Source organism: Dorea longicatena (assembly GCF_025150085.1).
Classification (GTDB): domain Bacteria; phylum Bacillota; class Clostridia; order Lachnospirales; family Lachnospiraceae; genus Dorea_A; species Dorea_A longicatena.
This window is the reverse complement of sequence record NZ_CP102280.1, coordinates 1,682,294-1,705,423: the sequence shown is the minus strand read 5'-3', so window position 1 is coordinate 1,705,423 and position 23,130 is coordinate 1,682,294. Positions and strand designations below refer to the sequence as shown.

Here is a 23,130-nt window from a genome sequence, read left to right as displayed (position 1 = left end):
AGTAAAAGTAACTAAATGATAATAGAAATCAAAAATAAATCTTACGATATATAGAAAAGTTTATGGATAATTTATAAACAATTATAACGGATTTTCTTGAATAATCAACTATATAAGGATATAATAGGATTCAGATTTTGTAAAGGGGAAAACAATATGGCGAATTATTACCGTGTGGCATATAAAGAGTCACAGAATACGTTGAAGCAGATATGTGAACTTTTCCGTGTGGACAGCAGCGATATTACGATTAAGTTTGTAGTAACAGTGATGGGACCGTTGGTGTTCTATTATATGTGGAAATATGGAAGTCATGGCGGGAACACACCGGGCGGGATGACATTTTTCATTATTAAGTTTATTGCCGGATGGGCACTGGCGTTCGTTGTTGCGATACTGGTGAACAGAACGATCTGGAGAAAGGTACTGGCAACAACGGCAGTCGGAGATGCGAAAGATCAGTTTGACAGACGATGCAAGCTGAATGGGGGACCGGTCAGTTCTGAGATTCATTTCTTGGATGATCATTTTGACAGTGTAACTGCGAAGAAGACAAGATCATTCTCATATGAGGATGTAACCAAGATTCTGGAGACGAAAGAAGCGTTTGGTGTAGTTGTAAAGGCAGATCCGGAGACAATGGGTTCGGCAAGAGCGATGATCGGATTTCCGAAGACGGCGCTGGAAGGAAATAATACAGACGAGCTGGCGGAGTTCCTTCTGACGAGATGCAAGAATATGAAACGGAAGAAAGTAAAGAAGTTTTAAAGCGGATTTTTGAACATAGAACAGAAATAAAACAGACAAAAAGGTCATGTGTGTACATAGATGTACGGATATACACATGGCCTTTTCAATCGCCAGGCGTTCGGAAGAAGCTGCCAGTGGCAGGTTCTGCAGATACTGAAATACAGTATATTATTTCAGAAAAATGCATATTTAAAAGTTAACCATAGATGCCAAAAAGGTTGACTTTTGACACGGAAATGTAAGATTTTAATGCCATTTTAATAGGAAGAAACGACTCGTCAAGTATTTAACAAAAAACAATATAAAGGTATTGCACTAAAGTGTCAAAAACAGTATAATATAATTGGAAAAAATTTGGTTTTACTTTTGATACAAGAATCAGGAAAAACCCAATTTAAAATAATGAAAATGGAGGGCTAGACTATGGGCAACATGGCAGCAGACAATGCAGCAGGTAAGAGAATCAACAGTTTACTTGATGCAGGCAGTTTTGTTGAGATCGGTGGAGCTGTAACAGCAAGAACAACTGATTTTAACATGCAGGAAAAAGAAACTCCAGCAGACGGTGTTATCACCGGATATGGAGTGATCGATGGAAATCTGGTATACGTATACAGCCAGGACGCTACTGTTTTAAATGGTGCGATCGGTGAGATGCATGCAAAGAAGATTTCTAATATCTACGATATGGCAATGAAGATGGGAGCACCGGTCATCGGATTGGTTGACTGCGCCGGATTCAGACTGCAGGAAGCTACAGATGCTTTAGAGGCATTTGGAAAACTTTATCAGAAACAGTCAATGGCTTCCGGAGTGATCCCTCAGATCACAGCAATCTTCGGAACATGTGGCGGTGGACTTTCTATCGTACCTGCTCTGACAGATTTCACATTCATGGAGACAAAGAATGGTAAATTATTTACCAATACTCCAAATGCAATTCCGGGAAATGACATTTCTAAATGTGATACATCTTCCGCAAAATTCCAGAGTGAGACAACCGGTCTTGTAGACGGAATCGGATCTGAAGAAGAGATTCTTGCAGATATCCGTTCTCTCGTATGCATGTTACCAAGCAACAACGAAGAGGATTCTTCTTATGAAGAATGTAACGATGATCTGAACCGTGTATGTGCAGACCTTGCTAATGCAAAAGAAGACACAGCGATTGCTCTTACAATGATCTCTGATGACAACATCTTCTGCGAAGTGAAGAAAGCATATGCAAAAGATATGGTGGCAGGATTCATCAAACTGAATGGTATGACTGTAGGTGCAGTTGCAAACCGTTCAAAAGTATATAACGAAGAAGCTGAAGTAGAGGCTGAATTTGACGGCTCTCTTTCTGCTGACGGAGCTGAAAAGGCTGCAGAATTCGTACAGTTCTGTGATGCATTCAACATCCCTGTACTGACACTTACAAATGTAAGCGGATTTACAGCAAGCGAATACGATGAGAAACGTATTGCAAAATCAGCAGCAAAACTTACTTATGCATTTGCAGATGCAACAGTACCGAAGGTAAATGTTGTGATCGGTAAAGCATTCGGAAGTGCTTATGTGACAATGAACAGCAAAGCAGTCGGAGCAGATATGGTATATGCATGGCCGGAAGCAGAGATTGGAATGATGGACGCAAACCAGGCAGCCAAGATCATGTATGCAGACGCTGATGCAGCAACAATCAGAGAAAAAGCAGCAGAATATAAGAATCTGCAGTCAAGCCCATTATCAGCAGCGAAAAGAGGATATGTGGATACAATCATCGAAGCAGCAGATACAAGAAAATATGTGATCGGCGCATTCGAGATGTTATTCACAAAAAGAGAGGATCGTCCGGTAAAGAAACACGGTACGGTTTAGAGAGGTGAGGCAAAGTGAAGAAAAAATTAAGCGTATTACTTTGTGTGCTTGTCGCAATGCTCTGCTTTACCGCTTGCGGAAGTAAGAAAGAAAATCTTCAGTATGATAAATCAACCATCACACAGGCAACGGATTTTCTGATCGAGTATTGCAACAGTGCAGATGCAGATACTATCGAACAGTGGAACAAGATGACAGATTTCCAAATCGAGTCTCAGTTGAATCAGGCAGGAGTTCCATTTACGCAGGATAGTTTCCTTGCAGCTCTGGATGCATGGCAGCAGGGAACAAAAGAGTGTGGAGAATATGTAAGTCATGGTGATTACAAATTCGAGCCATCCTCTGATGAACTGAAAGTAACGACCAGTGCAAAATTCAAAGACCGTGATGCAGACATTACATTTGTTTTTGATGAGAACCTTTATCTGGACAGTACAACGATCGATGCACATTACAGCATCGGCGAGATCATGGAAAAAGCAGGACTTAATACAATCCTTGGTATGGGAACTGTATTCGTAATCCTGATCTTTATCTCTATTCTGATCTCTCTGTTCAAATATATCCCTGCTCTTGAAGCAAAATTCAAGAACAAAGGAAAAGCAGAAAGCACACAGGAAGCGGCACCGGCTCCGGCAGCAGTTGCAGCACCTGTAGTAGAAGAAGCATCTAACGATGATGAACTGGCAGCAGTTATTTCCGCAGCGATCGCAGCTTATGAAGCAGAAGCTGGTGGAAGCACAGACGGCTTCGTAGTAAGAAGCATCAAGCGTCGTCCATCAAATAAGTGGCACGCATAATTAATTAGGAGGATGAATTCAATGAAAAATTATACAATCACAGTGAATGGCAATGTATATGATGTAACAGTAGAAGAAAACGGAGCAGGTGCAGCACCAGTTGCAAGACCTGCAGCAGCACCGAAGGCAGCTCCTGCGGCAGCACCAGCAGCACCAAAGGCAGCACCTGCAGGTGGAGCAGGATCCATCGAAGTAAAAGCCGGAGCAGCCGGAAAAGTATTCAAGATCGAAGCAAATGTAGGTCAGGCTGTAAAGAAAGGTGATGCAGTTGTCATCATCGAGGCTATGAAGATGGAAATCCCAGTTGTAGCACCGGAAGACGGAACCGTTGCAAGCATTGATGTAGCAGTAGGCGATGCAATTGATTCAGGCGCTGTTCTTGCTACATTGAACTAACATCATTTATATGGTGTTTATCTAACACGACTGGAGGTTAAAAAATGGAATATATAACGACAACATTAGGAAACCTCGTGCATCAGACGGCGTTTTTCAGTCTTACATGGGGCAATGTAGTCATGATCGCGGTTGCATGTGTTTTCCTTTATCTTGCAATCAGACACGGATTCGAGCCTCTGCTTCTTGTTCCAATCGCATTCGGTATGTTACTGGTTAACATTTATCCGGACATCATGCTTCATGCAGAAGATGCGGCAAATGGAACAGGCGGACTGCTTTACTACTTCTATAAACTGGATGAGTGGTCAATCCTCCCTTCCCTGATCTTCATGGGTGTAGGAGCGATGACAGACTTCGGACCACTGATCGCTAACCCTAAGAGCTTCCTTCTTGGTGCCTCTGCTCAGTTCGGTATCTTTGCAGCATACCTTGGAGCGATGGCTATGGGATTCTCTGACAAAGCGGCAGCAGCGATCTCAATCATTGGTGGAGCTGATGGACCTACCTCTATCTTCCTTGCAGGTAAGTTACAGCAGACAGCTTTACTTGGACCAATCGCAGTAGCAGCATATTCTTATATGTCACTGGTACCGATTATCCAGCCACCGATCATGAAGCTTCTGACAACAGAAAAAGAACGTAAGATTAAGATGGAACAGTTAAGACCTGTTTCCAGGCTTGAGAAGATCTTATTCCCAATCATCGTTACGATCGTTGTGTGTGTAATTCTTCCTACAACAGCACCACTGGTTGGTATGTTAATGCTTGGTAACCTGTTCCGTGAGTCTGGAGTTGTAAGACAGTTAACAGAGACAGCTTCCAATGCAATGATGTACATCGTAGTTATCCTGCTTGGAACATCCGTAGGAGCAACAACAAGTGCTGAGGCATTCCTTAATATGGATACGATCAAGATCGTAATTCTTGGTTTGATCGCATTCGCATTCGGTACAGCAGCAGGTGTACTGTTCGGTAAACTGATGTGTGTTGCAACACATGGTAAGGTTAATCCACTGATTGGTTCTGCCGGTGTATCTGCAGTTCCAATGGCAGCCAGAGTATCACAGAAGGTCGGAGCTGAAGCAGACCCGACAAACTTCCTTCTGATGCATGCTATGGGACCAAACGTTGCGGGTGTTATTGGTACAGCCGTAGCTGCCGGAACATTCATGGCAATCTTTGGCGTAGGAATTTAAGCGATATATAATTAGGAGGAAAGAAAATGGCAGATATAGTAAAAAAACCTGTAGAGATTACAGAAACGATCCTGCGTGATGCGCATCAGTCTCTGATCGCAACCCGTATGACAACAGAGCAGATGCTCCCGATCGTTGATAAAATGGACAAGGTTGGGTATCATTCCGTAGAGTGCTGGGGTGGAGCTACATTCGATGCATCTCTTCGTTTCTTAAAAGAAGATCCATGGGAAAGACTTCGTAAATTCCGTGATGGATTCAAAAATACAAAACTTCAGATGTTATTCCGTGGACAGAACATCTTAGGATATCGTCCATACGCAGATGATGTGGTAGAATATTTCGTACAGAAATCTGCTGCCAATGGAATCGACATCATCCGTATCTTTGACTGCTTAAATGATCTTCGTAACCTGAAGACAGCAGTTAAGGCTGCAAACAAAGAAAAAGTAGAAGCTCAGATCGCATTATCTTACACTTTGGGTGATGCTTATACACTAGATTACTGGGTAGACATTGCCAAGAAGATTGAAGAGATGGGTGCAAACTCTATCTGTATCAAAGATATGGCTGGTCTTCTGACACCGTATAAGGCAACAGAGCTGATCGGAGCAATGAAAGAAGCTGTAGATCTTCCAATCCAGCTTCATACACACTACACATCAGGTGTTGCTTCTATGACTTACATGAAAGCAGTAGAGGCCGGTGTAGATGTCATTGATACCGCAATCTCACCATTCGCACTTGGAACATCTCAGCCTGCAACAGAAGTTATGGTTGAGACATTCAAGGGAACACCTTATGATACAGGATTAGACCAGAAACTTCTGGCAGAGATCGCTGACTATTTCCGTCCAATCCGTGACGAAGCTCTTGACAGCGGACTCTTAAATCCAAAGAACCTTGGTGTTAACATCAAGACTCTTCTGTATCAGGTACCAGGCGGAATGCTTTCTAACCTGACATCACAGTTAAAAGAGCAGGGTGCTGAAGACAAGTTCTACGATGTACTTGAGGAAGTGCCAAGAGTACGTAAAGACCTTGGAGAACCACCACTTGTAACACCTTCATCACAGATCGTTGGTACACAGGCTGTATTTAACGTACTGATGGGAGAACGTTACAAAGTTGCTACAAAAGAGACAAAAGACCTCTTAAGTGGAAAATACGGACAGACAGTAAAACCGATGAATCCAGACGTAATCAAGAAAGTACTTGGAGACGATCCTGAGATCATCACATGCCGTCCTGCAGACCTGATTCCGGACGAATTAGATACACTCCGCAAAGAATGCGAACAGTGGATCCAGCAGGATGAAGACGTACTGTCTTATGCTCTGTTCCCACAGGTTGCTGTTGAGTTCTTTAAGTATAGAGAGGCACAGCAGACGAAGGTGGATGCGACGGTAGCGGATACGGAAAACGGAAGTTATCCTGTATAGGTTTTCGAGAGGACGTCAAGTGTAGAAGTTCCTAATTCAATGCGACTTCGGGTGCTTGCAAGGCGTAAGCGAAAAAAAGACGATAAGATAAGAACCGAATACATTCGGACGGAAAATCCTGATGATTTTCCGCCTCAGGTATTCTTTTGGGATGTGCTTGTAGCACATCCCAAATCTTATTTTATCGTCTTTTTTTCACCCATTCCTTGCAAAGCATCCTGCGAATGCATTGAACCAGGAACTTCTACACTTGACTGTTCGCGAAAATATACGAGGATAGCGGGGAGTGTGGCTTCTCAGGAAGTAGTGGGAAAAGCGAGATGAAAAACGTTTTCCGGCGGAGCCCCAATAGCTTGGTGGTAACAGTAAATTCACTTTCGGTTGTCGGAGTGTATGGCTGAGGGAGATGTGGAGGTTTGGGTGGATGGGCATCTGTTGGCGGGAATAGAAGATGTTAAAAGAAAGTTTGGGTAAAATCAGGATTTGCTCTGTGCTACAGGCACAGAGCGAAAGAATACCTGAGGTGAGAAATCATCAGATTTCTCGCCTCAGGTATTCGGTGTCTGATTTTACCCAAGCTTTCTTTGTTACATCTTCTTCCCGTCCATAAGCGCCCATCCACCCAAACCTCCACATCTCCCGTCCCCGCACACCCGACATCCGATTGACTATTCCCCTACAAAGCTATATAATGAAAATATTGTTTGAAAAAGAGGTACATCGCATGAGCGCAAAGAATGAACTGCTGAAGATGATCGATGAAAGATATCACAAATTCAGCAAAGGACAGAAAAAACTGGCGGATTTTATCCGTGAGGATTATGATAAGGCAGCTTTTTTGACAGCTGCGAAGATGGGGGGAGAGGTCGGTGTCAGTGAATCGACGGTGGTGAGATTTGCGACGGCCCTTGGATATGACGGATATCCGGAATTTCAGAAAGCTCTGGGAGAACTGGTGAGGATGAAGCTGAATTCCATCCAGCGTATGGAAGTGACGTATGGACGGATCAGCCAGGGGGAGATTCTGACATCGGTTCTGCATTCGGATATTGAGAAGATCAAGCTTACGATGGAAGCAATTGATCATGAAGCATTTGAGATGGCGGTAGATACGATCCTGAAAGCAAAGAGGATCTATGTGATCGGGATACGAAGCTGTTCGCCACTTGCAAGTTTCTTAAGTTTTTATCTGAATCTGATCTGTGAGAATGTGACAGCGGTTAATACGAACAGTTCTAGTGAGATTTTTGAACAACTGATCCGTGTCAGCGAGGATGATGTGGTGATCGGGATCAGCTTTCCCAGATATTCGATGCGTACTTTGAAAGCACTGGAATTTGCAAGTAATAGAAAAGCAACAGTGATCACGTTGACGGACAGTGTACATTCTCCGATGACACTGTATTCTTCCTGCAATCTGATCGCAAGAAGTGATATGGCGTCAATCGTAGATTCGCTGGTAGCACCATTGAGTGTGATCAATGCGCTGGTGGTAGCTCTTTGTATGAAGAAACAGAAAGAGGTTATCACAACACTTGAGACATTGGAGCAGATCTGGGATGAATATCAGGTGTATAGCAAAGATGAATTGAATATGGTGGACGACAGAGTCGAACTTTCCGGAAATGAGAAAGAGTAGAACCGGCAGAAAAGAATATGAAGAAAAAGACAAATAGAAAAGGACAAATAGAAGATGAGTAAAGTAGTTGTCATCGGAGGCGGTGCGGCAGGAATGTTTGCCTCTATTGCAGCGGCCGGGTGTGGACATCAGGTCGTGGTATATGAAAAGAATGAAAAGCTTGGAAAGAAACTTTATATCACGGGAAAAGGCAGATGCAATATTACCAATGCCTGTGATATGGAAGGCCTGTTCGATGCGGTCAGAACAAATGCAAAGTTTTTATACAGTAGTTTTTATGGATACACGAATCAGCAGGTGATTGATTTCTTTGAACGAATCGGTGTGCCGACAAAGATTGAGCGCGGCGACCGTGTGTTCCCGGTGTCGGATCATTCTTCGGACGTGATCCGCGGGCTGGAGCGGGAGATGGACCGCCTGGGTGTGAAAGTACATCTGCGGACAGCTGTGAAAAAGGTTGTCGCAAAAGACGGACATTTTGAAAAAATCATACTTGGAGATCAGAGACAGATTCATGCGGATGCCTGTATCGTTGCAACTGGAGGGTTGTCTTATCAGTCAACAGGATCAACCGGAGATGGATTCCGGTTTGCAGAAAGTCTCGGACATACGGTGACGGATTGTATGCCTGCGCTTGTGCCGATGGAATGTAAAGAGGAGTGGGTGCCTGAATTGCAGGGACTTTCACTTCGAAATGTTAATGTAACGATTCTTGACGGCAAGAAAAAGCTGTATGATGATTTTGGAGAAATGTTATTCACGCATTACGGTGTGAGTGGACCGCTGATCCTAAGTGCCAGCAGTTATGTGGGAAAGAAATTGAAGGCAAAAGAACTGACACTTAAGATTGATCTGAAACCAGCTCTTTCGGAAGAACAGCTTGATCACAGAGTGCTCCGGGAATTTGAAGAGAATCAGAACCGACAGTTTAAGAACGCGGTGCACAAGCTGTTCCCGTCGAAACTGATCCCGGTTATGATTGAACTGAGCGGGATTGATCCCGAGAAGAAGGTCAATGTGATCACGAAAGAAGAACGTCTTGGATTTGTAAGACTGATCAAGGGCCTGACGTGTACATTGACAGATTTAAGAGATTATAACGAGGCAATCATAACTAAAGGTGGAATTAAAATCAAAGAAGTTGATCCTGGAACGATGGAATCCAAACTGGTGAAGGGATTACATTTTGCAGGAGAGGTACTGGATCTGGATGCGGTAACAGGTGGATTCAACCTTCAGATCGCGTGGTCTACGGCATATGCGGCCGGAACGGGGATCCAGATATAGAGTGATAAAAATAGAAATAAGGAGAACGCATCATGGGATATAACGTAGCAATAGATGGACCGGCAGGAGCCGGAAAAAGCACGATCGCAAAACTTGTAGCAAAAGAAAAGGGATACATTTATGTAGACACAGGGGCAATGTACAGAGGCCTTGCAATTCATTTCCTGAATAAGGGCATTGAACCGGGAGAGACGGATAAAGTGATCGAAGCATGTAAAGATGCAGAAGTAACAATCGCCTATGAAGATGGTGTGCAGCATGTATACCTGAATGGTAATGATATTTCATCACGTCTGAGAAATGAAGAAGTGGGGAACATGGCATCTGTAACATCTGCAATTCCGGAAGTGCGTAAGAAGTTACTGGAACTGCAGCAGAACCTGGCGAAGACACAGGATGTAATTATGGACGGAAGAGATATCGGTACATGTGTCCTGCCGGGCGCAGACGTAAAGATCTATCTGACCGCCAGTGTAGAGACCAGGGCGAAGAGACGGTATGACGAACTTAAGGAAAAAGGCGAGGACTGCAATCTGGAAGAAATCGCACACGACATCGAAGAACGTGATCACAGAGATATGACCCGTGAGATCGCACCGTTAAAGCAGGCAGAGGATGCAGTGCTGGTAGACAGCTCACACATGACGATCGAAGAAGTGGTAAAAGCAATCGTAGATTTGTGCAAATAGACAATCCGGCACAAAGCGGCAGACGAAGATAATGGTAATATATTTGAAAAAGAGCTGTGGTACAGAAAGGAATTACACTATATGAATGTTGAACTGGCAAAAACAGCAGGATTTTGCTTTGGAGTAAAGCGTGCAGTAGATACAGTGTATAAACAGATAGAAAAACATCAAAGTGAAAAGATATTCACTTATGGACCGATCATCCATAATGAAGAAGTGATCAAAGATCTGAGAAGCCATGGAGTAGAAGTCCTGAATGGTGAAGAAGAATTGAAAACAGTGGATGCGGATGTGGTTGTGATCCGGTCTCATGGTGTAGCAAAATACATTTATGATATCATGGATGAACGCGGGATTACATGTGTAGATGCGACTTGTCCTTTTGTGAAGAAAATTCATAAGATTGTTGCAGAAGAAAGTGCCAAAGGATCGTACATTGTGATCATCGGAAATGGCGAACATCCGGAGGTAGAAGGTATCCGCGGATGGGCAGGAGAACAGGTGACTGTGATACAGACTCCGGAAGATGCAGAAAGATTTGAATTGCCTGAAAAAGAACAGAAAGTATGTATCGTGGCCCAGACGACATTTAACTACAATAAATTCAAAGAATTAGTTGAAATTATTTCAAAAAAGAGGTATGATATAGTTGTTTTAAATACGATTTGCAATGCGACGAAAGAAAGGCAGACTGAGGCTCGTCAAATTGCAGCGAGAGTAGATGCTATGGTTGTGATAGGTGATAAGCGTAGTTCGAATACTCAGAAGCTATTTGAAATCTGCAAAGAGGAATGTTTGAATACGTACTATATACAGACACTTGACGATTTGGATATTAATCAATTAAGGTCCGTGGAATCAGTAGGTATTACAGCAGGGGCATCCACGCCCAATAAAATAATTGAGGAGGTTCAAAATAATGTCAGAATTAACTTTTGAACAAATGTTGGAAGAGTCTTTTAAGACAATAAGAAATGGAGAGGTTGTAGATGGTACAGTCATCGACGTTAAACCTGATGAAATCATCTTGAATATAGGCTACAAAGCAGACGGTATCATTACAAGAAATGAGTATACTAACGAAGCAAACGTTGATCTTACAACAGTTGTATCCGTTGGTGATAAGATGAGCGCAAAAGTCCTGAAAGTAAATGACGGAGAAGGACAGGTTCTGCTGACATATAAGAGACTTGCAGCAGAAAAAGGTAATGAAAGATTAAAAGAAGCATTCGAGAATCATGAAGTATTAAAAGCTCCTGTAACTCAGATTCTTGGCGGCGGATTAAGCGTAGTAGTTGATGAAGCAAGAGTATTCATTCCTGCAAGCCTTGTTTCTGACACATATGAAAAAGACCTGAGTAAATATCAGGGACAGGAAATTGAATTCGTAATCAGCGAGTTTAATCCTAGAAGAAATCGTGTGATCGGTGACAGAAGACAGCTTCTTGTTGCTGAACGTGCTGAAAAACAGAAAGAACTGTTTGCTAAGATTAACGTAGGTGACAGAATGGAAGGAACTGTAAAGAACGTTACAGATTTCGGAGCATTCATCGACCTTGGCGGAGTAGACGGACTTCTTCATATCTCTGAGATGTCTTGGGGACGTGTTGAGAATCCTAAGAAGGTTTTCCAGGTTGGAGATAAAGTAGAAGTGATGATCAAAGATATCCATGATACAAAGATCGCACTCAGCCTGAAATTCCCAGAGACAAATCCATGGGCTAATGCAGCAGAGGATTATGCAGTCGGAACAGTAATTACAGGTAAGGTTGCAAGAATGACAGACTTCGGAGCATTTGTTGAACTGGCTCCAGGAGTAGATGCATTACTTCATGTTTCTCAGATTTCAAGAGCACATGTTGATAAACCGTCTGATGTACTTTCAGTTGGACAGGAAATCACAGCTAAGATCGTTGATCTGAATGAAGCTGAGAAGAAGATCAGCCTGAGCATGAAAGCTTTAGAACAGCCGGAAGAAGCTGCAGAAGAGACAGACGCTGAGTAATATCAAATCAGATATACAGACAGGAAAGGATAGAGGAAAGCCTCTATCCTTTCTATGCCTGAGGATAAAAGGGAACCTGCCATTGGCAGGTTTTCTGTGCGTATGTGCATTTGTTAAAAATGCAACAAGATGTTCAGGAAAATATACAATGGAATTAGTCACTTTCTATAGAAATTTGTCTATATTTCCTGTATATTATATAAAGAGTAAATAGGAAGGAAGGAAAAAAGGATGGCATTGTTAACATTTAAGGGTGGTATTCACCCGGATGACGGCAAGAGCCTGGCTAAAGATAAGGCAATTGTCGATGTAAAACCTAAGGGCGATCTGGTGTACCCTGTATCACAGCATATCGGTGCTCCGGCAAATCCTGTGGTAGCCGTTGGCGATCATGTTTTAAAAGGCCAGATGATAGCAGAAGCAGGAGGATTCGTATCTGCTCCGATTTATGCATCTGTATCTGGAACTGTAAAAGCAATCGCACCACATCTGAATCCGACAGGAGGAAGAGTGAACAGTATCGTGATCGAAAATGATGGCGAATACAAAGAAGTGGAATATCCAGCTGTAACTCCGTTAGAAGACATGAGCAAGGAAGATATCCTGAATGCGATTGGAACAGCGGGAGTAGTAGGTATGGGTGGTGCCGGTTTCCCTACGAGAGTAAAACTTTCACCAAAGGAACCGGAAAAGATTGATTACATCATTGCAAACTGTGCGGAGTGTGAGCCATATATCACAGCTGACTACAGAACAATGATCGAGACTCCGGAAAAGCTGGTTGGAGGAATGAAGATTATCCTCCGTCTGTTCGACAACGCGAAAGGAATCTTTGGTGTAGAGGACAACAAACCAGACTGTATCGAAAAATTAAGAGAACTGACAAAAGATGAACCTCGTATGGAAGTTCTGGCACTGAAGACCAAGTATCCTCAGGGTGGTGAGCGTCAGCTTATTTACGCTACAACAGGGCGCGCAATTAATTCCGCAATGCTTCCGGCAGACGCAGGATGTGTTGTAGATAATGTGGCAACAATGGTAAGCGTGTACCAGGCTGTTGTAGAAGGAAAGCCTTCAATGGAACGTGTTGTAACAGTAAGTGGGGACGCTGTTGCAGAGCCAGGCAATTTCAGAGTACCATTTGGCATCAATCAGCAGGAGCTTGTAGAGGCAGCAGGAGGATTTAAAACAGAGCCTGAGAAACTGATCTCCGGCGGACCGATGATGGGATTCTCTATGTTCTCATTAGATGTACCTGTAACAAAGACTTCTTCATCTATTCTTGGATTTACCAAAGATGAAGTGGCTAAGATGGAACCATCTGCATGTATCAACTGTGGACGTTGTGTAGAAGCCTGTCCAAGCCGCCTGATCCCATCGAGACTGGCGGATTATGCAGAACATCATGACGAAGAGAAGTTTACAAAACACGAAGGACTCGAATGTATGGAATGTGGTTCCTGCAGTTTCGTATGTCCGGCAAAACGTCCGCTGAAACAGGCAATCGGATCTATGAGAAAGATTGCATTGGCGAACCGTAGAAAGAAAAAATAAACTAGAAAGAAGAAGAGGTGAACAAAAGTGAGTGAGAACAATTTGAAAATGTCATCTTCACCACATATTCGTTCCAAAGCGACTACCAGCAATATTATGCTTCTGGTAGCCATCGCACTTTTGCCGGCGTCTGCATTTGGTGTATGGAACTTTGGACTGCCGGCATTCGGAATGCTGGTTACAACAACAGTTGTAGCAGTACTGACGGAGTACATATATGAAAAATTAATGCATAAAAAGATTACGATCAACGACTGGAGTGCAGCTGTAACAGGTCTGTTACTTGGTCTGAATATGCCGCCTACAGCACCATGGTGGATGGGTGCGATCGGTAGTGTGTTCGCAATCCTGATCGTAAAACAGTTATTCGGAGGTCTGGGACAGAACTTCATGAACCCTGCCCTCGGAGCAAGATGTTTCCTTCTGCTTTCATTTACAAGCCAGATGACAAGCTTTGTATATGATGGTGTGACAGGAGCTACACCACTTGCACAGTTAAAAGCTGGTAACGCAGTAAATACAATGGATATGCTGATTGGTAAGATTCCTGGAACCATCGGTGAGACATCTGTAATCGCTATCGTGATCGGAGCCATCTTCCTGATCCTGATGGGTGTGATCGATATTCGTATTCCTGGAACATATATTGTTACATTTGTGATCTTTATCGGAATCTTCGGACATATTGCAAATCCGGATGTTGGATTCTTTGATCCACAGTATATCACAGCACATCTCTGTGGAGGCGGACTGATGCTTGGTGCATGGTTCATGGCAACTGATTATGTAACATCTCCGATCACACCGAAAGGACAGTATGTATACGGTATTATCCTTGGCGTGTTAACAGGTCTGTTCCGTCTGTTTGGCGGTTCCGCAGAAGGAGTTTCTTATGCGATCATCATCAGTAACCTTCTGGTGCCATTGATCGAAAGAGTTACTCTTCCAAAACCATTCGGTAAAGGAGGAGAAAAATAATGAATAAGATTGTTAAGAATACACTGATCCTTACATTGATTACTGTAATTGCCGGATTCTTACTCGGAGCTGTATATGAGATCACAAAAGATCCGATTGCCCAGTCTCAGGAAAAGACAAAGAAAGAAGCATGGCAGGCGGTATTTTCAGATGTGAAGCTTGATGATTTTAAAGCAGAAGATGTAGATCAGAAAGCAGCAAGTAAGGCTGTAAAAGATATGGGTACAAATGCAACAGTTGATGAAGTCTGTACAGCAGGTGATGAAGGATATGTCATCACAACAACAGATAAAGACGGATTCGGCGGCAATATCCAGATCACAGTTGGTATTAAGAAAGACGGAACCATCAATGGTGTGTCTATCCTTTCTATCAGTGAGACAGCAGGACTTGGTATGAAAGCTACAGAGCCTTCATTCTATAATCAGTATGTGAATAAAAAAGCTGATAAATTCGTAGTTTCCAAAGACGGTGGCGACGGAGAACAGATTGATGCCTTAAGTGGTGCAACCATTACTTCAAGAGCTGTAACAGGAGCTGTCAATACAGCACTTGGATATTATCAGAATGCATTTAAGTAAATTAGGAGGTAGTATATCATGAATAAATGTACTGAAAGAGTATATAACGGTCTGATCAAAGAAAATCCTACCTTCGTTCTGATGTTAGGAATGTGTCCGACCCTGGCGGTAACAACATCCGCAATTAACGGTTTAGGTATGGGACTGTCTACTACAGTCGTACTTGTACTGTCAAATATGTTGATTTCCATGTTACGTAAAGTGATTCCGGATTCAGTCAGAATGCCGGCGTTCATCGTAGTCGTAGCATCTTTCGTAACAATTGTACAGTTCCTTTTAGAGGGATTCGTTCCAAGTCTGTATGATTCACTTGGACTTTACATCCCACTGATCGTTGTTAACTGTATCATCCTTGGACGTGCAGAAAGTTATGCATCTAAGAACCCGGTACTTCCATCTATCTTCGATGGTATTGGTATGGGACTTGGATTTACATTTGGTCTTACCTGTATCGCGATCGTTCGTGAGTTTATCGGAACCGGAGCTATCTTCGGTGTTCAGATTCTTCCACTTGCAGACGCAGCAGCAGGAAAAGGCGGATATGTACCAGTAACAATCTTCATCCTGCCTGCAGGAGCTTTCCTTGTTCTTGCATTCTTAGTTGCAGGTATGAACAAGCTTAAGAAACGCGCAGCACAGAAAGGAAAGAAGATTGCCGAGCCACAGGGATGCGGTACAGACTGTGCATCATGCGGCGGATGCGGAAGCAAAGTATTCCCAACAGGGAATGAAGAGTAGGAGGAGTACATAGTATGAAAGAATTATTGATTATTGCAATTGGTTCAGCTATCGTAAATAACGTTGTACTCAGCCAGTTCCTCGGAATCTGTCCGTTCCTGGGTGTTTCGAAAAAGGTTGAGACTGCAACCGGTATGGGTGGAGCAGTTGTATTCGTTATTACATTATCATCATTCTTTACAGGACTGATTTACAAATTCATCCTGGTTCCGCTGGGGTTTGAATATCTGCAGACAATCGTATTCATTCTGTTTATCGCAGCTTTAGTACAGTTTGTAGAAATGTTCCTGAAAAAGAGTATGCCATCATTGTATAAAGCACTTGGTGTGTATCTTCCACTGATCACAACAAACTGTGCGGTACTTGGTGTGGCACTTACAAATGTTCAGAAAGAATATTCTATCATCGAAGGTGTTGTCAATGGTATTGGTACATCTGTCGGATTCCTGATCGCGATCGTGATCATGGCAGGTATTCGTGAGAAGATAGAATACAATGATATTTCAGAGTCCTTCCAGGGAACTCCGATCGTACTGATCACAGCTTGTCTGATGGCGATCGCGTTCTGTGGATTCTCAGGATTAATTTAGGAGGAGGCAGACAATGAGTGTTACAGGTATTATTCTTGCGGCAGTTATCGTAGGAGGCACCGGATTATTCATTGGTGTATTCCTCGGCGTTGCCGGTAAGAAATTTGCGGTAGAGGTAGATGAAAGAGAAGAAGCCATCCTGGGCGTTCTTCCTGGAAATAACTGCGGTGGCTGTGGTTATGCCGGATGTTCCGGACTTGCAGCAGCAATCGTAAAAGGAGAAGCTGAAGTCGGCGGATGTCCGGTCGGAGGCGCTCCGGTAGCAGCAAAAGTCGGAGAGATCATGGGCGTTGCTGCAGGTGCACAGGTACATGAAGTTGCATTTGTAAAATGTGGCGGAGACTGTGAAAAAGCAAAACAGGAATATGAATATCACGGACTGAGCGACTGTACTATGGTCAACATGATGCAGGATGGCGGACCGAAAGCCTGTTCTTATGGATGTCTTGGAGACGGAAGCTGTGTTCAGGCATGTCCGTTCGATGCGATCCACATTGTAAACGGTGTGGCAGTTGTAGATAAAGAAGCATGTAAAGCATGTGGAAAATGTGTAGCTGTATGTCCAAAACACCTGATCGAGATCGTGCCATATGATCAGAAGCATCTGGTAAAATGTAATTCACAGGACAAAGGTAAAGCAGTTATGCAGGCATGTACAGCCGGATGTATCGGATGTAAGATGTGTGAGAAAGCATGTAAGTTTGAAGCTGTTACAGTGGAAAATAACATTGCGCACATCGACTACGAGAAATGTAAAGACTGTGGTGCCTGTGCAGTAAAATGTCCGAAGAAAGTTATCTCATAACAGGATGAAAAAGAATTTGAAAGACGGATTTGTATTATTAAAAAATGATATAAAGAAGGCAAAATGGGCGGTTATATTTATAATCGCCTATTTTGTATTTGGAAGTCAATTTCTGCCGGGTATCTGCCCTTTGGTCTGGATCACGGGATTTCCTTGTCCGGCATGCGGACTTACAAGAGCAGGAATCCGGCTTTTGCATCTGGACTTCAAAGGAGCATGGAAGATGCATCCGTTTATCTATGCATTCGCAACAGGTGTGGTGATATTTGCATGGAAGCGCTATATCTGTAAGAAGCCGATTGGAAAATGGTTTAAGACAGGCTGTGTCGTGTGTGTGGTTCTTATGGTGATTTACTACGTGTGGCGTATGTATCGGTATTTTCCGGACCAGCCGCCAATGAGTTATTACCACTATAATCTGCTTCGACTGCTCATGGATGTTGCGTTCGGAGCCCTGAAATGATAAGATAGACGCAAAAATAAGTAAGGCAAAGGAGAATGACAGATGGATGAAGAAAATAAGCAGGTAACCGCTGAAGAGGTCTACAGTTACGGTGAATCAACAGAAGAACCGGCAGGAGAGCCGGAAGAGAAGGCGGAACCAGAACCGGAAGCAACCGGATCAGAGGATTCACAGGATAATAAATTCGTATATCAGGATAATCAATATGACTACAGCCAGCAGTACAGCCGGAACAGAAATGAGCAGTCAGACAACTCTCCAATGGATCTAAAAGACTGGATACTGACATTGATCGTATTACTGATCCCGTGTGTTGGAATAGTCATGTATTTTGTATGGGCATTCGAAAGTAACGGTAATATTAACCGGAGAAACTTCTGCAGAGCACAGCTGATCATATTCGCAGTATTACTGGGAATTTATCTGGTGTTGTTTATGCTGTTCGGCGTGGTTGCATTTAGTCAGGTGGTGGGCTATTAAATTTGTTTGGGATTTAATTTATTGACGTAGTTGGCCTCTCGATCCTTGAAGAAAACAGTATAAAGTGGTTCTGGTTCAGGTTCCATGCTCTAAGAAAAACTAAGAGAGCCAGAATCTCCTAAAAGCAAAGGAACTACGCTCAAACTCGGCGTTCGCCTCAAACACGTTCGCTTCGTTCCTTTAACGGAGATTCTGACTCTCTAACTTTTCCTAAGAGCATTCCACATTCACCAGAACCACTTTATACTGTTTTCTTCAAGTCGTGACTGGCAGCGGATGTTAATAAATGAAATGCCCGGAAGTGTAACTCGGTGGAGGCCACTACAGTACACAAGCTTGCCAAAAAGTCATGAAAATCCACTTATTGGCAGCTGACCACCGTAGCCTTCCGCTACCACAACTGTTAGGCAATTGCCATTTAATTCGTAAGGCGTTTGATACCCACGGAATAAAAAGTAGGAAGCCGTTCCAGTGAATGTGAAGAAGGTGTTGGAAATAGTTAAGCGTCAAAATTATGCGTTGGGTTTTCGAAATTTGCCTGTTTGAGCCGAATGGCGAGTTGCAAATTTCGGAAGCCCGTTTTTAGCATAATTTTGACGCTTTAGTATTTCCCAACGACGGAACCTGAACAGGAACAGCTTCCTACTTTTTATGCAGGTCCGGGTAATCATGCCTTCCTGAATTAAATCCCAATTTTATGCACCTTCTCATCATCCGTAATAAATATCGCCTCCACTCCATCCATACTCTGGATCAGTTCCATTCCTTTCTCGTATCCCAGTAGAAAGCAGGTTGTGCTGAGTGCATCTGCTTTTGTAGAAGAGTCTGTGATGATCGATACGCTGTAAAGATTGTTCTCGCACGGATATCCGGTTCGTGGATCCAGGATGTGATGATATAGTTTTCCGTTTTTCTTAAAATACCGTTCATAGATTCCGGAAGTTACAACTGTCTGGTCTTTTAACTGTACAGAGGTGATAGCTTCACCGGATTCATCGAAAGGTTTCTGGATTCCGATGTTGTATTTGCTTCCGTCGGGTTTGGTGCCGATGACATCAACGTTTCCTCCAAGATTGATGATCGCATGTTTTATCCCTTGCTTTTTGAGATATGTTTTCACCTGGTCGGCAATGTATCCTTTGGCGATGGCTCCCAGATCGATGCCGGCTTCGGGATCTTCCAATGTAACGGTGTTATCCTGAATGTCGATCTTTGTGTAATCAACGTGGCTTACGGCCTGGGCAATGGCATCGGAAGATGGAACCGTTGGTTTATCTGCCATGAAATCCCAGAGAGCCGATACCGGTTCAATGGTGAGATCAAAGGCACCGCCGGAAAGTTCGCTGTAATGGATACCCTCCTGAATAAGATTGGCCGTTTCGGAAGAGACAGTGAAGGGCTGACCGTTTGCGTGGTTTAATTTATAAAGTTCACTGTCTGTATTGGTGGTGGAGAACATTGTGTCATATTTTTTGCAAAGTTTCTTCAGACCATCCAGAATACTTTCATCTGCAGGATCAAGGATCTGGATCTTGATGACAGTGTCAAAGAGCATGTCGGTATAAGTAAGATCCTGATCGGTCTGTGTACTGCTTTTTGCGCCGGAGCATCCGGTCAAGAGAAGAGCAGAGGCAGTGAGAACCGCACTGAGTTTTTTTATGATATTATTTTTTTTACATTTCATAATACTAATAACCTCGTAGTTGATGATTTTCTATCATGTATTTACATAACTTGTAGTATAACATGAAAAAAAACAGATGCAAACCAAACATATTTTCTTTTTTGTTGAATGGGACAATTTCTTGTGATAGAATAGTACCGTTAGTAGACAAGGAGAGAACGTATGAATTGGAAGAAAAAAGATGCGGTTCTTATATTGACAGTTCTTTTGATTGCCGGTGCAGCTTTCGGTGTACATGAATTTGCCGGCGGGGATGGAGCTGATACCGTGACTGTGAAGGTGGATGGTAAGGTGACAGGAACCTATCCGCTCGCAAAGGATCAGAAGATTAGGATCAATGGCGGTACGAATATACTTACGATAAAGAACGGAAAAGCGAAGATGACAGATGCAGACTGTCCGGATCAGTTGTGTGTACATCAGAAAGCAGCTTCAAAGAATCATGAGAGCATTATCTGTCTGCCGAATAAAGTAGTGGTTGAGGTAGACGGAAGTGAAGAAAGTGAATTCGATGCAGTGGCAAATTAGGAGGGACATTGTGAAGAATAGAGTGGCATATTTTGGAGTGTTTACGGCACTGGCGCTGATATTCAGCTATGTGGAGACGCTGATCCCTATCAATTTCGGAATCCCGGGAGTGAAGCTCGGGCTTGCGAATCTGGTGATCGTGATCGCGTTATATAAGATGAAGCTGACGGAGGTATATCTGTTGTCTGTGGTCAGAGTACTACTGTCAGGATTCATATTTGGAAATTATTTCAGTATCATTTACAGCCTGGCCGGTGGATTGTTAAGTCTGACGGTAATGGCACTCTTGAAGAAGAGCAAAGGATTCAGTGTGATGGGAATCAGTGTGGCGGGCGGAGTGTTCCACAATGTGGGACAGCTGATCGTTGCAATGCTTGTGGTGGAGACATTCAGTGTCGGTTATTATTTCCCGGTGCTTCTGGTCGCAGGACTGATTACCGGACTGGTGATCGGGATCGTGTCGGCGGAAATGTTGAAGAGAATTAAGAATATACAGTTTTGATGGAGGAACTATGATTACATATATACGTGGAATTCTGGAAGGAATGGAAGAAGACAAAGTCATTGTAGATGTCGGCGGTGTCGGATATGGAATCTACATGGCAGGGACCGCAATGGGCAGGCTTCCGGCTCTTGGAAAAGAAGTAAAGATCCACACCCATCTGCATGTTAAGGAAGATCTGATGCAGTTGTATGGCTTCCTTACCAGGGATGAACTCCGTGTGTTCCGGCTTCTGATCGGTGTCAGCGGGATCGGACCGAAAGGCGGTCTTGGGATTCTTTCGGCACTCGGACCCGATGATCTGAGATTTGCGGTTGCGTCGAATGATGTAAAGGCAATACAGGCGGCACCGGGAATCGGTAAAAAGACGGCGGAGAAGCTGATTCTGGAATTAAAAGACAAGTTGAAGCTGGAGGATGCGCTTGAGAATGCCGCGAATGCAGTGCAGAACACGGCAGATACATCTGCAGGCATGGCAAATGAGATGACAGGAGAAGCGGTACAGGCACTGGTTGCACTCGGGTATGGCAATACCGAGGCATTAAAAGCAGTCAGACAGGTAGAGATTACGGAAGAAATGAGTGTGGAAGATGTTCTCCGTCAGTCTCTGAAATATATGTTGTAGAAGGTAAGGCAGACAGATGAGCAGAAGAATTATGACGACTGAGAATCTGGAAGAAGATGTCAGGATCGAGAATCATTTAAGACCTCAGCTTCTGGAAGATTACATTGGTCAGGCAAAAGCAAAAGAAATGCTGAAGATTTATATTGAAGCGGCAAAGGCGAGGGGCGAGGCACTGGATCATCTTTTGTTCTATGGACCTCCGGGACTTGGAAAGACGACACTTGCGGGAATCATTGCCAATGAGATGAATGTAAATATGAAGATCACATCAGGACCGGCAATCGAAAAGCCGGGAGAGATGGCGGCAATCCTGAATAACCTGCAGGAAGGGGATATCCTTTTTGTAGATGAGATCCACCGCCTGAACCGCCAGGTGGAGGAAGTGCTGTATCCGGCAATGGAAGACTATGCGATCGATATTATGATCGGAAAGGGCGCTTCGGCAAGATCGATCCGTCTGGATCTCCCAAAATTCACCCTGGTAGGGGCAACGACAAGGGCAGGTATGCTGACAGCGCCTTTGCGGGACCGCTTCGGTGTGGTGACCAGGATGGAATATTATACGGTCGAAGAACTGAAGATGATCATTTTACGTTCGGCAAAGGTTCTGGAAGTCGGGATTGATGAAAATGGTGCATATGCGATGGCGAGACGTTCACGGGGGACTCCGAGACTTGCCAATCGTCTGTTAAAGCGTGTCCGGGATTTTGCCCAGGTGAAATATAACGGCTACATCACAGAAGAAGTGGCGGATTATGCACTGGATCTTCTGGATGTGGATAAGGAAGGTCTGGATCAGACGGACAGAGGGATCCTTCTGGCTATGATCGGGAAATTCGGCGGTGGCCCGGTCGGATTGGAGACGCTTGCGGCATCGATCGGAGAAGATCCGGGTACGATTGAGGATGTATATGAGCCATATCTGTTGAAGAATGGGTTTATTCAGAGAACTCCAAGAGGAAGAGTCGTGACGGATGCGGCATATGCCCATCTGGGAATTTGTAAGGAAAATGAATAAAATAGTTGGTTTTTCTTACAGATTAGTTTATAATAGTTATCAGAAATTATGAAAGTTCGAGGAGGCTTCTTATGGCATCATCAAAAAACTATACAGAAGTATTAATAGGAGGAAAGGTTTTTACTTTAAGTGGATTTGAAAGTGAAGACTATTTACAGAAAGTTTCTACATATCTGAACCATAAGCTGGACGAATGCAGCAATAGTGAGGGATATCGCAAGCAGAGCGCAGAGACCAGAAGTATTCTGTTGGCACTGAACATTGCGGATGATTACTTTAAGGCGAAGAAGCAGGGCGGTACACTGGAAAGTGATATCGAGGCAAAAGATAAAGAGATGTATGACTTAAAGCATGAACTGATATCCGTTCAGATCAAGCTGGAGAATGCAGAGAAAGCGATGGACAAGCTGAAGGAAGAGAATAAGGAACTTCAGATGAAGATCGTACAGCTGGAAACAGAGATTAAGAATAATAAGTAAGAATTAGGCTGTCGTATGACAGCCTTTTTTACAAG

Annotated in this window: 25 protein-coding genes; 24 read left to right on the top strand and 1 reads right to left on the bottom strand. The window is 43.5% G+C overall.

The annotated features are described in order from the left end of the window. Positions 1-156 precede the first annotated feature (156 nt). The 19 genes from NQ508_RS08075 to NQ508_RS07985 all read left to right on the top strand — a co-directional run bounded on the left by NQ508_RS08075 (position 157) and on the right by NQ508_RS07985 (position 18,259). Positions 157-768, top strand: coding sequence for a hypothetical protein (locus NQ508_RS08075; protein WP_006427326.1), 612 nt, complete (start codon positions 157-159; stop codon positions 766-768). A 405-nt stretch (positions 769-1,173) separates the two neighbouring features. Beyond that, entirely contained in the window at positions 1,174-2,613 is a 1,440-nt protein-coding gene (locus NQ508_RS08070; RefSeq protein WP_006427328.1) for an acyl-CoA carboxylase subunit beta, read from the top strand. Positions 2,614-2,627: 14 nt separating this feature from the next. Continuing rightward, complete coding sequence (locus tag NQ508_RS08065; RefSeq protein WP_044919903.1) at positions 2,628-3,413, top strand: OadG family transporter subunit; 786 nt, start codon at positions 2,628-2,630, stop codon at positions 3,411-3,413. Positions 3,414-3,434: 21 nt separating this feature from the next. Further along, complete coding sequence (locus NQ508_RS08060) at positions 3,435-3,809, top strand: biotin/lipoyl-containing protein (protein WP_006427330.1); 375 nt, start codon at positions 3,435-3,437, stop codon at positions 3,807-3,809. Between the two features lie 44 nt (positions 3,810-3,853). Next, complete coding sequence (locus tag NQ508_RS08055; protein ID WP_006427331.1) at positions 3,854-5,008, top strand: sodium ion-translocating decarboxylase subunit beta; 1,155 nt, start codon at positions 3,854-3,856, stop codon at positions 5,006-5,008. Positions 5,009-5,034: 26 nt separating this feature from the next. Beyond that, on the top strand, positions 5,035-6,450 hold the full coding sequence (locus tag NQ508_RS08050; protein ID WP_006427332.1) for an oxaloacetate decarboxylase subunit alpha: 1,416 nt from the start codon (positions 5,035-5,037) through the stop codon (positions 6,448-6,450). Between the two features lie 724 nt (positions 6,451-7,174). Next, positions 7,175-8,089, top strand: a complete 915-nt coding sequence (locus NQ508_RS08045) for a MurR/RpiR family transcriptional regulator (protein WP_022415652.1) — start codon at positions 7,175-7,177, stop codon at positions 8,087-8,089. A 54-nt stretch (positions 8,090-8,143) separates the two neighbouring features. Next, positions 8,144-9,376, top strand: coding sequence for a BaiN/RdsA family NAD(P)/FAD-dependent oxidoreductase (locus tag NQ508_RS08040; RefSeq protein WP_006427336.1), 1,233 nt, complete (start codon positions 8,144-8,146; stop codon positions 9,374-9,376). A gap of 32 nt (positions 9,377-9,408) precedes the next feature. Next, positions 9,409-10,065: a (d)CMP kinase gene (gene cmk / locus NQ508_RS08035; protein ID WP_006427337.1), complete on the top strand. Its 657-nt coding sequence runs from the start codon at positions 9,409-9,411 to the stop codon at positions 10,063-10,065. Between the two features lie 81 nt (positions 10,066-10,146). Beyond that, positions 10,147-11,004, top strand: coding sequence for a 4-hydroxy-3-methylbut-2-enyl diphosphate reductase (ispH, locus tag NQ508_RS08030; RefSeq protein WP_006427338.1), 858 nt, complete (start codon positions 10,147-10,149; stop codon positions 11,002-11,004). Further along, entirely contained in the window at positions 10,985-12,070 is a 1,086-nt protein-coding gene (rpsA, locus tag NQ508_RS08025) for a 30S ribosomal protein S1 (RefSeq protein WP_006427339.1), read from the top strand. Before ispH ends, rpsA begins: the two co-directional genes overlap by 20 nt. Before the next feature lie 231 nt (positions 12,071-12,301). After that, a complete protein-coding gene (gene rsxC, locus NQ508_RS08020) occupies positions 12,302-13,624 on the top strand; it encodes an electron transport complex subunit RsxC (protein WP_006427340.1) in 1,323 nt (440 codons plus the stop codon). 48 nt (positions 13,625-13,672) lie between these two features. Further along, complete coding sequence (locus tag NQ508_RS08015; RefSeq protein ID WP_044919926.1) at positions 13,673-14,602, top strand: RnfABCDGE type electron transport complex subunit D; 930 nt, start codon at positions 13,673-13,675, stop codon at positions 14,600-14,602. After that, complete coding sequence (locus NQ508_RS08010) at positions 14,602-15,183, top strand: RnfABCDGE type electron transport complex subunit G (protein ID WP_006427342.1); 582 nt, start codon at positions 14,602-14,604, stop codon at positions 15,181-15,183. The genes NQ508_RS08015 and NQ508_RS08010 overlap by 1 nt, the downstream gene beginning before the upstream one ends. A gap of 18 nt (positions 15,184-15,201) precedes the next feature. Beyond that, the gene (gene rsxE, locus NQ508_RS08005) at positions 15,202-15,921 is read left to right on the top strand and encodes an electron transport complex subunit RsxE (protein WP_006427343.1); all 720 of its coding nucleotides are present in this window, start codon (positions 15,202-15,204) and stop codon (positions 15,919-15,921) included. Positions 15,922-15,935: 14 nt separating this feature from the next. Next, positions 15,936-16,511, top strand: coding sequence for an electron transport complex protein RnfA (locus NQ508_RS08000; protein ID WP_006427344.1), 576 nt, complete (start codon positions 15,936-15,938; stop codon positions 16,509-16,511). A 13-nt stretch (positions 16,512-16,524) separates the two neighbouring features. Next, entirely contained in the window at positions 16,525-17,316 is a 792-nt protein-coding gene (locus NQ508_RS07995) for an RnfABCDGE type electron transport complex subunit B (RefSeq protein WP_006427345.1), read from the top strand. A gap of 16 nt (positions 17,317-17,332) precedes the next feature. After that, a complete protein-coding gene (locus NQ508_RS07990) occupies positions 17,333-17,779 on the top strand; it encodes a DUF2752 domain-containing protein (protein WP_242654733.1) in 447 nt (148 codons plus the stop codon). Positions 17,780-17,821: 42 nt separating this feature from the next. Next, on the top strand, positions 17,822-18,259 hold the full coding sequence (locus tag NQ508_RS07985; RefSeq protein ID WP_006427347.1) for a hypothetical protein: 438 nt from the start codon (positions 17,822-17,824) through the stop codon (positions 18,257-18,259). A gap of 682 nt (positions 18,260-18,941) precedes the next feature. Here the strand turns inward: NQ508_RS07985 and NQ508_RS07980 are convergent. Next, the gene (locus NQ508_RS07980; RefSeq protein WP_259828543.1) at positions 18,942-19,943 is read right to left on the bottom strand and encodes an FAD:protein FMN transferase; all 1,002 of its coding nucleotides are present in this window, start codon (positions 19,941-19,943) and stop codon (positions 18,942-18,944) included. Positions 19,944-20,105: 162 nt separating this feature from the next. Here NQ508_RS07980 and NQ508_RS07975 point away from each other — a divergent pair, with 162 nt between their 5' ends. From NQ508_RS07975 to NQ508_RS07955, 5 genes are all read left to right on the top strand, one after another. After that, positions 20,106-20,471 (top strand): NusG domain II-containing protein, encoded by a 366-nt coding sequence (locus tag NQ508_RS07975; RefSeq protein ID WP_022415565.1) that lies wholly within the window; start codon positions 20,106-20,108, stop codon positions 20,469-20,471. A 10-nt stretch (positions 20,472-20,481) separates the two neighbouring features. Beyond that, a complete protein-coding gene (locus tag NQ508_RS07970; protein ID WP_028085834.1) occupies positions 20,482-20,973 on the top strand; it encodes a Gx transporter family protein in 492 nt (163 codons plus the stop codon). Positions 20,974-20,983: 10 nt separating this feature from the next. Continuing rightward, positions 20,984-21,598 (top strand): Holliday junction branch migration protein RuvA, encoded by a 615-nt coding sequence (gene ruvA, locus NQ508_RS07965; protein WP_006427641.1) that lies wholly within the window; start codon positions 20,984-20,986, stop codon positions 21,596-21,598. Between the two features lie 16 nt (positions 21,599-21,614). Next, entirely contained in the window at positions 21,615-22,616 is a 1,002-nt protein-coding gene (gene ruvB, locus NQ508_RS07960; protein WP_044920037.1) for a Holliday junction branch migration DNA helicase RuvB, read from the top strand. Between the two features lie 71 nt (positions 22,617-22,687). Beyond that, positions 22,688-23,095: a cell division protein ZapA gene (locus NQ508_RS07955; RefSeq protein ID WP_006427639.1), complete on the top strand. Its 408-nt coding sequence runs from the start codon at positions 22,688-22,690 to the stop codon at positions 23,093-23,095. Positions 23,096-23,130 lie beyond the last annotated feature (35 nt).

Coding starts and splice junctions, on each gene's coding strand:
- NQ508_RS08075 (WP_006427326.1), top strand. CDS start 157: ATGGCGAATTATTACCGTGTGGCATATAAAGAGTCACAGAATACGTTG.
- NQ508_RS08070 (WP_006427328.1), top strand. CDS start 1,174: ATGGGCAACATGGCAGCAGACAATGCAGCAGGTAAGAGAATCAACAGT.
- NQ508_RS08060 (WP_006427330.1), top strand. CDS start 3,435: ATGAAAAATTATACAATCACAGTGAATGGCAATGTATATGATGTAACA.
- NQ508_RS08055 (WP_006427331.1), top strand. CDS start 3,854: ATGGAATATATAACGACAACATTAGGAAACCTCGTGCATCAGACGGCG.
- NQ508_RS08050 (WP_006427332.1), top strand. CDS start 5,035: ATGGCAGATATAGTAAAAAAACCTGTAGAGATTACAGAAACGATCCTG.
- NQ508_RS08045 (WP_022415652.1), top strand. CDS start 7,175: ATGAGCGCAAAGAATGAACTGCTGAAGATGATCGATGAAAGATATCAC.
- NQ508_RS08040 (WP_006427336.1), top strand. CDS start 8,144: ATGAGTAAAGTAGTTGTCATCGGAGGCGGTGCGGCAGGAATGTTTGCC.
- cmk (WP_006427337.1), top strand. CDS start 9,409: ATGGGATATAACGTAGCAATAGATGGACCGGCAGGAGCCGGAAAAAGC.
- ispH (WP_006427338.1), top strand. CDS start 10,147: ATGAATGTTGAACTGGCAAAAACAGCAGGATTTTGCTTTGGAGTAAAG.
- rpsA (WP_006427339.1), top strand. CDS start 10,985: ATGTCAGAATTAACTTTTGAACAAATGTTGGAAGAGTCTTTTAAGACA.
- rsxC (WP_006427340.1), top strand. CDS start 12,302: ATGGCATTGTTAACATTTAAGGGTGGTATTCACCCGGATGACGGCAAG.
- NQ508_RS08015 (WP_044919926.1), top strand. CDS start 13,673: ATGTCATCTTCACCACATATTCGTTCCAAAGCGACTACCAGCAATATT.
- NQ508_RS08010 (WP_006427342.1), top strand. CDS start 14,602: ATGAATAAGATTGTTAAGAATACACTGATCCTTACATTGATTACTGTA.
- rsxE (WP_006427343.1), top strand. CDS start 15,202: ATGAATAAATGTACTGAAAGAGTATATAACGGTCTGATCAAAGAAAAT.
- NQ508_RS08000 (WP_006427344.1), top strand. CDS start 15,936: ATGAAAGAATTATTGATTATTGCAATTGGTTCAGCTATCGTAAATAAC.
- NQ508_RS07995 (WP_006427345.1), top strand. CDS start 16,525: ATGAGTGTTACAGGTATTATTCTTGCGGCAGTTATCGTAGGAGGCACC.
- NQ508_RS07985 (WP_006427347.1), top strand. CDS start 17,822: ATGGATGAAGAAAATAAGCAGGTAACCGCTGAAGAGGTCTACAGTTAC.
- NQ508_RS07980 (WP_259828543.1), bottom strand. CDS start 19,943: ATGAAATGTAAAAAAAATAATATCATAAAAAAACTCAGTGCGGTTCTC.
- NQ508_RS07975 (WP_022415565.1), top strand. CDS start 20,106: ATGAATTGGAAGAAAAAAGATGCGGTTCTTATATTGACAGTTCTTTTG.
- ruvA (WP_006427641.1), top strand. CDS start 20,984: ATGATTACATATATACGTGGAATTCTGGAAGGAATGGAAGAAGACAAA.
- ruvB (WP_044920037.1), top strand. CDS start 21,615: ATGAGCAGAAGAATTATGACGACTGAGAATCTGGAAGAAGATGTCAGG.
- NQ508_RS07955 (WP_006427639.1), top strand. CDS start 22,688: ATGGCATCATCAAAAAACTATACAGAAGTATTAATAGGAGGAAAGGTT.